At 57.5% G+C, this 13160-nt stretch carries 13 protein-coding genes and 1 pseudogene; 11 read left to right on the top strand and 3 right to left on the bottom strand.

Going from position 1 to position 13160, the window contains the following annotated elements; translation table 11 throughout:
* The first annotated feature begins 121 nt into the window (after positions 1 to 121).
* From LB559_RS04575 to LB559_RS04560, 4 genes and pseudogenes are all read left to right on the top strand, one after another.
* Positions 122 to 2038: a PAS domain-containing sensor histidine kinase gene (locus LB559_RS04575; RefSeq protein ID WP_224673135.1), complete on the top strand. Its 1917-nt coding sequence runs from the start codon at positions 122 to 124 to the stop codon at positions 2036 to 2038.
* Positions 2039 to 2772: 734 nt separating this feature from the next.
* Positions 2773 to 3156 carry a hypothetical protein gene (locus LB559_RS04570; protein WP_224673134.1) on the top strand — a complete coding sequence of 128 codons (384 nt, stop codon included), beginning with the start codon at positions 2773 to 2775 and terminating at the stop codon, positions 3154 to 3156.
* Positions 3157 to 3198: 42 nt separating this feature from the next.
* Positions 3199 to 3444 (top strand): DUF6894 family protein, encoded by a 246-nt coding sequence (locus tag LB559_RS04565; protein WP_063174025.1) that lies wholly within the window; start codon positions 3199 to 3201, stop codon positions 3442 to 3444.
* A 393-nt stretch (positions 3445 to 3837) separates the two neighbouring features.
* Positions 3838 to 4173: pseudogene (locus tag LB559_RS04560) on the top strand (Crp/Fnr family transcriptional regulator); the annotation flags it as partial.
* A 476-nt stretch (positions 4174 to 4649) separates the two neighbouring features.
* Here LB559_RS04560 and LB559_RS04555 read toward each other — a convergent pair.
* Positions 4650 to 4877 carry a DUF6894 family protein gene (locus LB559_RS04555; protein ID WP_224673133.1) on the bottom strand — a complete coding sequence of 76 codons (228 nt, stop codon included), beginning with the start codon at positions 4875 to 4877 and terminating at the stop codon, positions 4650 to 4652.
* Positions 4878 to 4886: 9 nt separating this feature from the next.
* Positions 4887 to 5630: a Crp/Fnr family transcriptional regulator gene (locus LB559_RS04550; RefSeq protein ID WP_224673132.1), complete on the bottom strand. Its 744-nt coding sequence runs from the start codon at positions 5628 to 5630 to the stop codon at positions 4887 to 4889.
* 1091 nt (positions 5631 to 6721) lie between these two features.
* On the opposite strand from LB559_RS04550, the gene LB559_RS04545 reads away from it, so the two are divergent.
* From LB559_RS04545 to LB559_RS04530, 4 genes are all read left to right on the top strand, one after another.
* Positions 6722 to 6952, top strand: a complete 231-nt coding sequence (locus LB559_RS04545) for a hypothetical protein (protein WP_224673131.1) — start codon at positions 6722 to 6724, stop codon at positions 6950 to 6952.
* Positions 6952 to 7194, top strand: a complete 243-nt coding sequence (locus tag LB559_RS04540) for a DUF982 domain-containing protein (protein WP_013525060.1) — start codon at positions 6952 to 6954, stop codon at positions 7192 to 7194. Before LB559_RS04545 ends, LB559_RS04540 begins: the two co-directional genes overlap by 1 nt.
* A 79-nt stretch (positions 7195 to 7273) precedes the next feature.
* Complete coding sequence (locus tag LB559_RS04535) at positions 7274 to 7435, top strand: hypothetical protein (protein ID WP_224673130.1); 162 nt, start codon at positions 7274 to 7276, stop codon at positions 7433 to 7435.
* 551 nt (positions 7436 to 7986) lie between these two features.
* The gene (locus LB559_RS04530) at positions 7987 to 8175 is read left to right on the top strand and encodes a DUF982 domain-containing protein (protein ID WP_411970026.1); all 189 of its coding nucleotides are present in this window, start codon (positions 7987 to 7989) and stop codon (positions 8173 to 8175) included.
* Between the two features lie 597 nt (positions 8176 to 8772).
* On the opposite strand, the gene LB559_RS04525 is transcribed toward LB559_RS04530, so the two are convergent.
* Positions 8773 to 8994 carry a DUF768 domain-containing protein gene (locus LB559_RS04525; protein ID WP_013525056.1) on the bottom strand — a complete coding sequence of 74 codons (222 nt, stop codon included), beginning with the start codon at positions 8992 to 8994 and terminating at the stop codon, positions 8773 to 8775.
* Between the two features lie 432 nt (positions 8995 to 9426).
* On the opposite strand from LB559_RS04525, the gene LB559_RS04520 reads away from it, so the two are divergent.
* The 3 genes from LB559_RS04520 to LB559_RS33065 all read left to right on the top strand — a co-directional run bounded on the left by LB559_RS04520 (position 9427) and on the right by LB559_RS33065 (position 13141).
* Positions 9427 to 9678, top strand: coding sequence for a hypothetical protein (locus LB559_RS04520; protein ID WP_024505862.1), 252 nt, complete (start codon positions 9427 to 9429; stop codon positions 9676 to 9678).
* Positions 9679 to 10337: 659 nt separating this feature from the next.
* Positions 10338 to 11069 (top strand): Crp/Fnr family transcriptional regulator, encoded by a 732-nt coding sequence (locus LB559_RS04515; RefSeq protein ID WP_224673129.1) that lies wholly within the window; start codon positions 10338 to 10340, stop codon positions 11067 to 11069.
* Positions 11070 to 12763: 1694 nt separating this feature from the next.
* On the top strand, positions 12764 to 13141 hold the full coding sequence (locus LB559_RS33065) for a helix-turn-helix domain-containing protein (protein WP_411970031.1): 378 nt from the start codon (positions 12764 to 12766) through the stop codon (positions 13139 to 13141).
* Positions 13142 to 13160 lie beyond the last annotated feature (19 nt).

Raw genomic sequence — 13160 nt, 5'->3', positions numbered from 1 at the left:
GTAGCTCGTTGCAGGCCACGGCAGTCACGGCCTGTGCCACAGCGCGCACGCCTTCCCATCGTCTGTGGAACCATCCAAGACGCCAGCAGTTTCACAGAGTTAACAAATGAACGGATGGGGTATGATTCAAGGAACCGTCGATAAAGCCGATGAGGATCGCTACCGCGTTCTCGTCGAGGCCGTTACTGATTATGCGATCTATATGTTGGACCGTTCGGGAACCGTGACGAGTTGGAACGCGGGGGCCGAGCGGTTCAAAGGCTATTCCGCCAGCGAGATCATCGGTCAGCATTTCTCGTGCTTCTACACGGAGGAGGATCGCGAAGCTGGTCTTCCATCGCGGACTCTGGAGACAGCAGTCCGCGATGGCAAATTTGTGACCGAGGGCTGGAGGGTTCGTCGCGACGGGACTCCTTTCTGGGCTCACGTTGTGGTGGATCCTATACTCGATCCAAGCGGCAAACTAACCGGCTTCGCCAAAGTCACCCGTGATCTTACCGAGCGCAAGAAAGCGGAGGAGGAAATCCGGAAAAATCAGGAGCAGTTCCAGCGTCTGGTTCAGGGCGTGACGGACTACGCGATCTACATGCTTGATCCTGAAGGCGTAATCACGAGCTGGAACTCGGGTGCAGAACGCATCAAAGGTTACTCGGCCGACGAAATAATCGGCAAGCACTTTTCTCAATTCTACACGCCCGAGGATCGCGAGCGAGGCAGTCCGCAAAGTGCCCTGGAGATCGCCGCCCGTGAAGGGCGAGTTGAGCGCGAAGGCTGGCGTATACGCAAAGACGGCACTGCGTTCTGGTCGCACGTGGTCATCGACGCCATTCGGCACGAGGATGGCGAACTCCTGGGGTTCGCGAAGATCACACGCGACATTACGGAGCGGAAGAAGGCGCAGGAGTCCTTGGATCAGGCACGTGAGGCCCTTTTCCACTCCCAAAAAATGGATGCGATCGGCAAACTGACGGGCGGCGTCGCTCACGATTTCAATAATTTGCTGATGGCGATTCTGGGTAGTCTTGAGCTGCTCCGCAAACGGCTTCCCGACGATCCACAATTGCTGCGTCTTCTCGACAACGCGGTGCTCGGCGCGCGACGGGGAGCGTCCTTGACGCAGCGCATGCTGGCCTTTGCCCGGCGGCAGCAACTCGATCCAAAGCCTGTCGATTTGATAGGGCTCATAGACGGAATGAAGGATCTCTTGGAACGATCGCTGGGCTCAAGGGCGATCATAGAGACGAAATTTCCGCTCTCGCTTGATCGTGTGATGGTTGATGAAAGTCAAATCGAACTCGCATTGCTCAATCTGTGCGTCAATGCCAGGGACGCGATGCCTGGCGGCGGAACGATCGTCATCTCCACTCGGATGGAACAGGTCGGCGAAAGCAAAGAGGCTGGCTTGGCCCCGGGCCCCTACGTCTGCCTCTCGGTAGCAGACGCTGGCGAAGGAATGGACGAAGAAACACTAGCTCGGGCGACAGAACCGTTCTTCACCACAAAAGGCGTTGGCAAAGGCACGGGTCTCGGTCTGTCTATGGTCCATGGGATGACAGAACAAATGGGCGGGCGCCTGACGCTTAGGAGCCGCAAGGGAGCAGGAACGACGGCGGAACTGTGGCTGCCGGTGGCCACCGCGAGCTCGGAAGTCGCGCGCGGGCCGGATGTTCTTGCCGAGGAAGCCATTGAGACGGCGTCGCTGCGGATTCTGGCAGTGGATGACGATGCGCTGGTCCTTTTGAATACCGCGGCAATGCTCGAGGATCTCGGCCATACTGTCGCGGAGGCGCATTCTGCGGCGGCAGCCCTCAGGTTGCTGGAGGAGCAGCCGTTCGACCTCGTCATAACGGATCATGCTATGCCGAAGATGACGGGCCTGCAGCTATCGAATACGATCAAAGTCCAGTGGCCGAACGTACCCGTCATTATAGCAACGGGCTACGCCGAACTCCCGGGGACTCGCGACATCAAAATTCTCAGCAAGCCGTTTACCGAAGAAGAATTGGCGAACGCAATAGCAGCCGCTAATGTCGCGTAGGGTCGCCTTAGAGACCACCCCCTTTGAGTTCCTTGATGCGTCAAGCTGGGACAAGACCCTCCAATATTTTTCTCTGAGAGTACTTGCGAAGCGGCAACCTGCTCGGCGGTCAGAAGGGAGTTTTCTATGGAAAGTGTACGTTCAAGCAGCCGATTCGTCCGAGAGGACGACTTCGTTCTTCGAAAGATCGCTCTGGTCGCCTGCCCTACCAGCCTATGCCGCACTTAGCTCCCGAATCTAACTGTTTGCAAGGATTGGGAACCCGCGAGGCGTTGTTCTCGCAGTCGCGCAGTCTAGCAGGAGTGCGGACAGGGCCTACCCAGCAGCGAAACAGAAAAGCGCCGGCGCTGGGTCTTCACCGGGGCTAAGGGCCATGTACGAGCTACCCTGCATGTCCGATTTTCAGCCTGCGCTAATATTGTAAATGAATGGTGACTGTGCGCACCGACTTCTCCGGGTCGTTGTGTTTGGCGTCCCTGTGGTTCCCGAAGGGCCGATATACTCCACCAGCGCGAGGCATGACCGCTCAGATTCTGTTGGTCGGCGCCAGGGTTCGCGCACCTCTGCGCCGGCCGCCACGGCACTTTGAGGTGAAGTGCCGCTCACCGGAGCTAGAACCCAGCAATTGGCCGACAATCGCCGATTAGCCGATTGGTTGAAAACGTACAGCGAATCCGTTGGGGTTATGCTGGACAACAGGGTAAACAATTCCTTTCGCTGGAAGGGAGGCCGCGATGGTTCGAACGCATTTAGAAGTTGCACAAGCCGTAATCGCAACCGGCTATCTTGTTCGGCATAATTCCATGATCGGAACTGCCAAGTTTCGCCAAGACGTGGATCGTTCAAGGCGCGCAATCGAGACATCGCGCGAACTGCTCAAACGCCTTCGCCAACGTCACCACGATGACATGGCGCGAGGGTGGGAAGATCCGGGCGTGGCAAGCGTCGCCGTCTCCGCCTTTGACGCCGACATTCTCCGCTCGGCATTCCGAGAGTTGGTCAGGCAAACGGGTGTGCCTGAGTATCAATGGCGTGATCTGGCCACGAGCCTGGTACATGAATTCACCGGGTGCGAGCAGATGGAAACTGGCCTGGTGGATTGGATCACCAGCAAGTAGCGCTACAAGGAAACCTTTTTGGGGGTTCGGAATTAGGGTCGCATGGCCCGCTTCTTCTTTGATTTAACCGACGATGGCGAAGTCTTTCCCGATCCTGAAGGAACCGAAATTGCGAGCCGGGAAGCCGCTGAAGATGAGGCAGCAAGAGCGTTGCTTGAAATGGCCAAAGACCGGATGCCGGACGGCACTTTCAGAGAGGTTGCCATCCATGTCCGCGATCACACCAGCAAGCTCCTATTCACCGTGAAGGTCACGGTCGAGTTGGTGCGTGAGCCGCCCGATAGATGAAGACGCGGCCCTAGCTATTCATTATGGCTGCGCACCAACGCCAGCGGCATGCGGTCGCTGAGGCTGACATCATCCTTTCCGAACATCACGTCAACGCGCCGCATTATTGCTGAGTCCCACTAGCTGCTACAGCGGCTAGTCGAGAAGGCAGGCGCTATCCAGCCCTAAGGGGAGAGCTGGTTCCTTATTCCACCGGATAATGTCGACATCCTTGCAAGATGCACATCATGCCCGCTTTTGCCTCGATCAGGAAATAGTCAGATTCGTACGGAGCAGAGTCTGTACGATTCCAACCCTTTAACTTTGTACACCCCTGATTTGTAATTGGGCGGCCGAGGGGCCGCCGTGCATCAGGTTGCATTTCACTGTCAATCGCGCGCCAGAGGGCGTATCCTGTTGCGCTATGTCCACTACTTCCACATCCAGACCAGCTATACGGCCCTGATCAACGCAAAATCAAACCTTGAAGAGCGGTTGGCGCGCTGGCTCCTAATGTGTGACGATCGGGTCCACGGCGAGCGCCTTGCGATCACCCATGAGTTTCTTGCCGTCATGCTTGGAGCAAGACGCCCAGGCGTTACCGTTGGGCTGCAAGTGCTGGAAGGACGTGGTTTCATCTATTCTCGACGTGGCGAAGTGCACATCAGGGACCGCAGCGGACTTGCGGCCTGCGCAAACGGCACCTACGGCAAGCCAGAAGCCGATTACGTTCGGCTAGTTCGATTATAGCGCTCTAAGTTCGATTATAGCGCTCCAAGCATGCCGGACGTAGACCGCAGTGATCCAAGCACCTGCGCCTCGCGCCAGCAATACAGCCCGTCCCGCCCACATTGCCGGTGACACGAAACGGCTGCGGAAGCCGCGATGCGACCCGATTGCAATCCAACCCTGGGCGCGCACGGATGTTCCGGTCTTAACACTTTCTTGCCCAAAGAACAGCCTCGCGCAGGCCAGGCCCATGCAAGACGCGCGTCTACTCGTGATCGAGGTCTTCTGGGCGCTGAGACCGCGCACCACCATGAGTCCCGCGCGACCCGCCGATTAGCCTTCCTCGGCGCTATTGACGTTCGCAAACCGACCGGCTCATTGGTTGCGGCACAACGGTCCCGGCGGTCTGTCGTAAGGCCCCGCCGATGCGTACGGCGGGTTCGCACGCTGGAGCCCCTGCGCGGCTACACAGCGAAACCGGGTAAGCTCAAAGCCACTCAGCTTCCCTGAAGGGTGATGCTCAAGCTCAGCAGCCTTTCACCAGCCTCCTCCCTGACATAGATCGCCAATTGCTGCCCATCGGGGTCCTTGAAGAATTCAAGCGCCAAATCTCTGAGCCCGTCCATGCCCTCTCGGCATGCTTCCTCGATCCCATCACATTCGATCCCCTCATCGTCTTTTATGAGCTCGTCCCGGACACTGCTGTCAAAGAAATATCTCGCCATGGAACACCTCTATTGGCGCAACACGTCAGCGGCCCTTTGGTGCAGATACATCCCATCAAAATCCCCGGCGCGAACGAGCCCTGACCAGTCGGTTGCATGAAAATGCGAGCCCACGGTGGATATCAGGCCGTCGCGTCTAAGATCCTGAAGAACTCGGTTCACGTGTACGTTGGAAAGGCCGAGCGCATCACCAAGCGCAGCCTGCGTTATCGGAAGGCGGGCCACATGATCTTCTATGCGGCCGACTGCGCGGAGGCGGACAATAAGTTCGCACAAAATATGAGCCATGCGAGTATAGGCGTCGCGTCTTCCGACGTTGGTGACCCACTCTCGATAGATCGCCGCATCGACAAGCGTCGAGCGCCAAAACACTGTGGTTATCGAAGGGTGCTGGTCGCAAATAGAGCGAAGAGCGTCGTGCCGCATGAAGCCCACCCGAGAGGGCATTAGAGCCGTAAAGGTGCAATCCATGACCGACAGATGCAGTCCATGAAGGTCGGGAATGTCGCCGGGAACAAAAAAGGAGGTGATTTGGCGTTTGCCGTCGCCTGTCATTTTGGTCGAGCCTATCATGCCGTCAAGAACAACAAACGAAAGCGTCGGCTGGTCGCCATCGCGCAGAATGTCTGCGTTGGCCTGATATTGCTTCTCCTCAATCCGGGCATTTCCCAAAATTGCAATATCTGGTTCTGCGAGTTCCGAGATGGTCTGGAGCTTGCGGATCAAAATGTTCGAGGAAGGAACCTGCGCCATGAAGAACCTGTTGGGGTTGGCGCCCAACTTACAGCGGGCGCTAATGTTCCGCCGGGCTGCCCAGAGCAGACGGCCCGTGGCCAGCGAGCGCGACCGACCTGCTTTCTTGCCAGCGTCGAGACGTCACTATCATAGTTGATTGTGGCTGCCGCTGACCTTGCGTAAGGGACATCCATCGCAATCGTCTAACAAGGAAATGGTATGTTGTATCCGGGCCGATTTTTGGAGCCGAGCGATGTTGAGATGCTGGCCCACGTTTGTCACACGGTCTGCAACGAGCGCGGCGTACCTCTCGCTTCGGAGAGAGGAGAGCGCATAGCTGCGCACGTGCTCAGGCTGTTCATGAACGGCTTGACTGGGCCGAATGAACTGCTTGACGCTGAGAGGAACTGGGCTAGGCGGCCTGACCTTCCGGTCGAGCAGATTGATATCAACTACACAGGTATGAGAAAGGCCGCGTGATCCAGTTTGGTTTTTGCAGCCGAACACCGGCACTTGGGGAGATGCCGCGTGACCGGGAACAAACCTTGCTTTTGAGAGTTTGTAGAGCCGTTTCAGCGGACGACTGACCGAAATGCTCCTCGCCGTGAAGAGTGCCATCTCGAGGGCCGTTTTGGCTGGCAGGCGTGCCAGTGCGGAAGTGTTCGGTGTGGTTGACCTCACGACCAAAGCGGGTGCCAAAATCGCTCCCCTCACCTTGGGAATGGCCATTCAATTCGTGGCGAACGCATCGGTGCTGGATACGACGTTCGCCGAGCCATGGTCTTCTACGGCGAACCGGCGACGCCGAGCCTAAGGGCGAGAGAGTGCGAACGCTTATGGGCGCAGTTTGGCGGCGCGCTCCTGCGACCGTAATCCCACCATCTTCCGGACGATGTATGTCCGAACAGGCACATTCTTCCTTCGGGGTGGCCGACCTTCCGCGCTGTGTTTGGATGACCATGAGCGCCCATGGATGGTCTGATGACAGCGCACAGACCCAAGAAGGTCGCGCCCGTTACTACCCGCTTTGTACGCTTCTGGTACTTGTCTTTTTCAGACAGTGCGCCACAGAATAGACGATTGAGGTTCTGTCTCTCTGGGAGGATGGGATGGACATTCAAACACCTGTCCGGCCTGCGCAGACGACGGCCAAGGAGCTGGTTCGAGAAGTCCTTTTGGGCCCTCAACCGGGCGCCATCATTTCCGTGAAAGCAACCATTACAGCAGTGCGCGAGCGCGGCCTTTATCTCCATGAGACGGACTGCCAGTTGGTCGCGATGATCGTCGATTGTGCCACGAAACGGGAGCTTTTCGCTGCGTTCGACGTGCGCGAATCCTGATGCCCCTTCGTTGGTTCAACCCGCCTGTCTACGTCAAGACCGACAGACCGGGATTCCGCCTTGGGATCAGCCGTATCGACACTGCCGCCGAGGAACTACTGAAGTGGTCCAACCGTGGCCCCAAATGGCGACTGGCGGCGGAGGCCTGCCTGACGGCGATGGATGGCAAGATGCCGACCAACGACTTCCGTGTACTCTTCGAGGATGCGGCTGAGGAGGAGGAAATGCTGCTGCCCGATTAGCAATGTTAGGGGCGTCGAGGAACATTCGCAGCCGGCCACCGTTGCATGCCCGGATACCAACGAGCGAAGCTGGCGTCGAATGAACTCAGGTGCCGTCCTGGTCGTGGAGGATGAGAGCCTTATCCTCCTGGATATCGAACACTCGCTGCGTGAAGCCGGGTTCGAGGTGATTGCCGTCTATAAAGGGGACAATGCCATCGCGACCTTTGATCGTAACCCGGTGGTGTCGCAGCCCTCCTGACCGATATAAGGATCGGAGAAGGCCCCACCGGCTGGGACGTCGCCCGTCACATGCGGACCGTCAACCCCAGTTTGCCAGTCATTTACATAAGTGGCGATGGTGCGGAGGACTGGCCGTCACTTGGAGTGCCAAACAGCCTCATGATAACCAAGCCGTTCGTTATGCCCCAGATCATCACGGGCCTCGCAAACCTTCTCAATTCACAAGCAGGGCTGGCAGCTCCTGGCTGACGTGCCCCCCAGTCACACGATCCCCTCGCTCAGACATTTGCATCAGACATTCCGATCTCCTAAATTAGCCTCGTGGTGCAACTGCGATACGGCTTAAGGCAAGACTCGGACGAGAGCTGGACGGTATTCGACGTGTTTACCGGACAGCCAGCCGATGCATGGGGGGCGCCGGCGGAATATTTGGATCAGGAATACGCCGAAAGATCTGGTAGGCATACTGAATGCCGAAGACCTCAAGCGTCGATTGTCGCGAGGGAGGGTCGTATGATGGCAACCCACTGGTTCACCCCTCCGGTTCCCGTCATCGGGGAGCGACCCGGCATGACCTACAACGTCAACAGCGTGGAGGCCGCTTCCGAATATCTGGTGAAATGGACGAAGCGTGGCCCTAAGTGGAACCAAGCTGTCCGCGCCTGCATGGCCGCTATGGCCGGTGAGGCGACGGCTCAAGAGGCGCCGAGGTGCTTCGCGGAGGGGCAGTTCCGAGCTGCTCATGAAAAGACTGACTAGCCCGCCACCCCGTCGACACCTGCGGGCAGCATTACCGGATGGGTAGCTCGCTGAAGACCAAGCCAGATACAAACGTGGCGGAGTTCACGGGCCGGACCTAAGTCCCGCCGCCAAAACGCATTGGTCCGAGCTTGGCTTCCGGTAAGGAACTGTCTCGGGAGATCGATGTTGCGTGGGCAGCCACAGCTACGTCCCTCCCCGCGGTCGTCGGTTCGCACGGGGGGCGAACCTTAGCCTTGAAAGGGATTGTAGCGTGGGATGGACCTATGACTACCCAATCTTCTACAACCGTCACGGGGCTTACCCTGACCGCAGTTTGCCGGATGGATCAAACTCCCCACAAAGGACTTTCAATGCCCATACCTGACGAGTTGGGAGATGCGGAGCTCGTTTTCGACTGCCCCAAATGCTCCCATCCTATTGTAAGGCGAGGATCATGGTTCAAGGTAATATCCATGTTTCGTTGCGAGGCCTGCAATGCCAGGATTCGTCTCGGCTACCCAGACAAGCTGGTGTTGTTCGAACGGCATCGCCATCTGATAAAAATCCCACCAGCGAATGCATCCGCTTTTTGAATGAGACCGTAGCTCCGCGGACCTACTCTGGAATTCCGGCGTCGAAGTGAGCGATGGCTTCGACGAAAATACGGTAAAGGCTATCCACATCCTCATCCAGCTCTATTCTCTTGATGCCGACCGCTTTGGCGTCGGCCAGGAGCTTGTGGGTGAGTTCACCGATTGAGACCGCGTCGGGAGGCGCCGTCTCTGGGATGTCGTTAGCAATCCACTTGTGCAGAAAGTTGATGCCGCGTGTGCTCATCTAAAGTTCCACGAGCCGCGAAGAGCACAGAACGCAAGCACAGCGACAGCGGCCGAGATCAGAATTCCTTTCGGGTTCTGCCACCTTGGTGGAGGGCGAGGTACTAGTTTCTCGGCATGATCGCTCATATCGAGACAAGCTACGCCGGGAGATTAGGTTCCGCTTATCTTTGACGCGTTCGGTCATCGGCAGGGCTGCCGAAGAGGCAAGCTGGACAAGAAAACCGCAGCTAGTCGGCTTTGTGCCTACCGCTTAACCTTTGTTATTGCAGTGGTGCTGCCCTGCGGTATTTACGCTGCGCCGCTGCGTCCTATGATCGGTCAGCGAGAGCTTCCGAAACTTGAGCACGTGAAGGAATGGACCTATTTTGGGTGATGCCGATGCTGGTCATTGTCCACCTTTCGAGTGTCGCGAACGCCGCAGATCAACAGGATGGATTTGATCGTGAAAGGAAGCCGACCGAGTATTTCGTTGTTGGATTTCGACATACTCTCCCGGGCTCTTACGTCAGCCGTCCGGGATAGCCCGGACTCCAATTGGAAGGTCCAGGCGCGCGAGCTTGTGCGCCTCTACACCGGCAAAAAGTCAGCCGACGAAAATTTGATCGCAGCATTGGTTCATGCCAGTCGCGCCCAGTTGGACTTGGAGGAATCCAAGGCCGGTCGGCCCGGCAAGATTGATTGAATACCTCCACTTGCTCGACGTGCTTTATCACCGGATTCTGGATGGCGTTTCTAATGCAAGGCTAGAAATGCAGCGCGACGGAATTTGACCTCACAACGCCTCACCTCAGCTCAAAACACGCTCAGCACCAGCGGGTGCTGCATGGAATAGTTCCGGCAAATCGAAGTTCGGCTCCGAACGGAGACGGACATGGCAGTGACCCAACGTGCCAACGACAATCGAATGCCAGAAAAGAAGCCGTTTGGCCGCGCGGGGGAGATGTCGCGCGAGCAGGCGGAGGAAGCAGTCAGGTCGCGACGAAGGTACAAGATGGCGAGACGGGCACGGGAGTCGAAGCGAGGCTCGGCCATGCCTCGCATCGTTGCTGTCAGAAGCCAAGACTAGGCCGTTGCCGCTTCCGCTGGTCAGGCAAAATGAAGACGGGCAGGCCGGGGCGTCAGAATGTCGGTTTAGTACAAACCCGAGCTCGGTACGTTTCCAACTCTGACATTTCTTCCAAGTCTTTTGTAATCACGGTGGCGGGGGCTCGCCGTGCATCGATTCGCATTCTCCTATGATTGTCGCGCCAAGAGGCGTAGCCTCACAAGATCGTCTGCACGTTTTTACGGGCGCGGACGGCAAGGAGATTGGAAAGCTCTTGCCCCAGGCGGGATTGAGCCATGACCAATCCAGTGAATGATTCCTATAAAAACGGATTGCTGCGTCGGCTCAACCCCGATGACCTAGCGCTTTTGCAACCACATCTTGAGCCATGTGCCCTCAATTTGAGAATGAATCTGGAGCAAGCCGCTGCGGAGATCAATGCGGTGTACTTCCTGGAGGACGGCATCGGTTCTGTTGTTGCGCGGACCTCGGGGAAGGAAGCCGAGGTTGCGCTCATCGGTTTTGAGGGAATGACTGGTGCGGCGCTCGTGACGGGGGCTGACTATGCCGCGCATGAATGTTTTGTCCAGCTGCCCGGCAACGCTTTTAGGATCGGAGCTGAGCCATTCAAGGCGGCACTCGCGAACAGCCCGACGCTGCGCCTCTTACTCTTGCGCTATGTCCAGTATCTCCACATCCAGACCAGCTATACGGCGCTGATCAACGCGCGCGCAAACCTTGAAGAGCGTTTGGCGCGATGGCTTCTAATGTGTGATGATCGGGTCCACGGTGGACGCGTTGTGATCACCCATGAGTTTCTAGCCATCATGCTGGGCTCGAGGCGTCCGGGAGTTACCGTTGGGCTTCAGGTGCTGGAAGGACGCGGGTTCATCTATTCCCGACGTGGCGAAGTGCGTATCCGGGACCGCAGCGGCCTTCTGGCATCTGCAAATGGCACCTACGGTCAGCCGGAGGCAGACTACGTGAGGCTGCTTGGAGACATCCGCTCGTCTCCAGACCTGACTTAGATCATTGGTGAGCACAACCGGTTGCCATTAGAGATCATCTCGCAATCCGGCGCTTCAGATCGACATCCTTCAGGGAGATCAACGTCGTTGGCATACTATACCTTGGCCTTACGCCACCCAGCCCACCACGCTTCCCATTCCAAGCAGAACCATCTCTCCCCTCGAGGTTGCATGGAAAATCACCAGCACAGATTCAACTGTCATATTGAGCGAGGGATCGTGGGGAGTTTGGGATTGCGTCGCCAATAGGCCGGCGTCGCCAATACCCGGCAAGGTTAGGCGGTGGCGACCTTCTCGGGTGCACTGCCCACACGGCCGAAGCGGCGGCACACGTCCTGACGAGATTGCCAGGGCGGACTTGATGCCGTCGCTATCCGCATAGCGGGCATTGTCAGATCTGCGGGGACCTGATCGATCTCCGCCTACGCCCGCAGCAGTGGGCAATTAGGTGATCAATAAACGAAGGTGCTACATCGGGCTGACTTTTCCCATTCCCAACGCCTCAGCGACATCGAGCTTTCGCGTGCGATCCGTGCCAACCTTATGCGCCAGCGGGCGTGTCTTGCTTGACGAGCTTGCTTGCGTCCGCATGGAAGTCAGGGACGCCTCTGCTGTTCGCTCATCTACGGTCGGACTTTGCAGAAGCTTCGCTTCAAGCACTAGCGACGCCCAAGGCCCCCCAAATCAAGCCGTCCTGTAAAGGCTGAAGTGTCTGTCCCACGACCAGGGAACATGTCTCTGAAATGGAAGTTCGGGACGCGATTGGTAAGGAAATCTCCTTGAAACAGCCGAGCAAGGCCCCGCCACCGATTGAGAGACCCGGTGCCGGGCCACCTGCGATCAAATCTTTTGGTAGCGCTGGAACCTGTTTCTGAGATCCAAGTTAAGTTCAGCTTGGTTATCAATCCCCACCAAGCGTAGGCGAGCAAGGCCCGTCGCTGTTGTTGTGTGCTCAGCGGCGGGCTTACTTCATTTAACATCACGATTTCGCCTCACGGATCGCCCGCAAAGTCGCGTGGCCTAGCTTGTCCTCTCGCTTCAAGGTCTTCACACGTCCGACAAGGTCGACGGTGGTGGGGATAACGCTGATTCTGGCGTCGGCAGTTTGAGTTACGCGACCTGATGCCGCTCTCCCAGAAACTATCTTCGGTTGAGATGACACTCAAATGCCCCGGATGTGGAAACGAGTTCACCAAGCCAGGGCGTTGGTTCATCGTTGCCGCCCACTATCGGTGCGAAGGTTGCCAGCGTTTACACCGCCTTCCTTATCCAGAAAAGGTGGAACTGTTCGAAAGATACGCCCAAGGGTGTGAAGACGGGCTCGGCAGCATCGACAGTGGGCCCGCACCGCTTGGGTGAGGACCGATGCGGGCCCGGCCAAGGGTTGCCTTTCCTTGGCCAGCAGCGTGCGGGGCGCTGCCGCCAAGAACTGAGCATGAGTAATAAGGTTCCGCTGATACAAAAAAGCCCGCCAGCCGTCAGGCCAGTGGGCAGTTCCCATGGGAAAAGCACCGAATGGGAACAGTGCAATGACCCAATCTCGACAGCGCGGTTTTTGTTCCAACGACCTAGCGTCGTTGCCTTGTAAAACCGTACAGCAACCCTTCCGGCCTTTCGATTTTTGCCCGATGGCTCGCTATCTGCGGCCCTGTCACCTCAAGGTTTATGCGTGACGCGCTTGGGAGGAGCCATGGCTGACACCGAGATCAATCAAAACGAGGCGCGAAAGCGGCCCTTCCCCCTGCCCTGAACCGTGGGGTGCGTATCTTGGACATCGTCGCGAGATCACGAACTTCCCAACGCTATCGGATCTGGCTCGCGAGCTTGGAATCGCGCGTTCTTCTGCGCATGCGCTATGTTCGACGCTCGGCGTACACTTGGAGCTCTTGATACGCCGCGGCGACCAGACCTTCCAGTTAGGCCCCCGTCATGCGATGGTCGAACGCCTTTGCCCAGCAATCCGACGTGGCGACGGAGTTGGCGAGACGGAGTTGCCCGGGGGCAACAATTATCCTTTCGGTGCTCGAAGGGAGAGAGGTCTTCTATCTCGCCGCACGCAATTCGAGCGTTAGCCATTCGCTGATCCAGTTC

The organism is Mesorhizobium sp. BR1-1-3, from assembly GCF_020165455.1.
GTDB classification, from domain to species: Bacteria; Pseudomonadota; Alphaproteobacteria; order Rhizobiales; family Rhizobiaceae; genus Mesorhizobium; species Mesorhizobium ciceri.
Note: the sequence above shows the minus strand (reverse complement) of the source record. Positions and strands in the feature narration are given on the sequence as shown.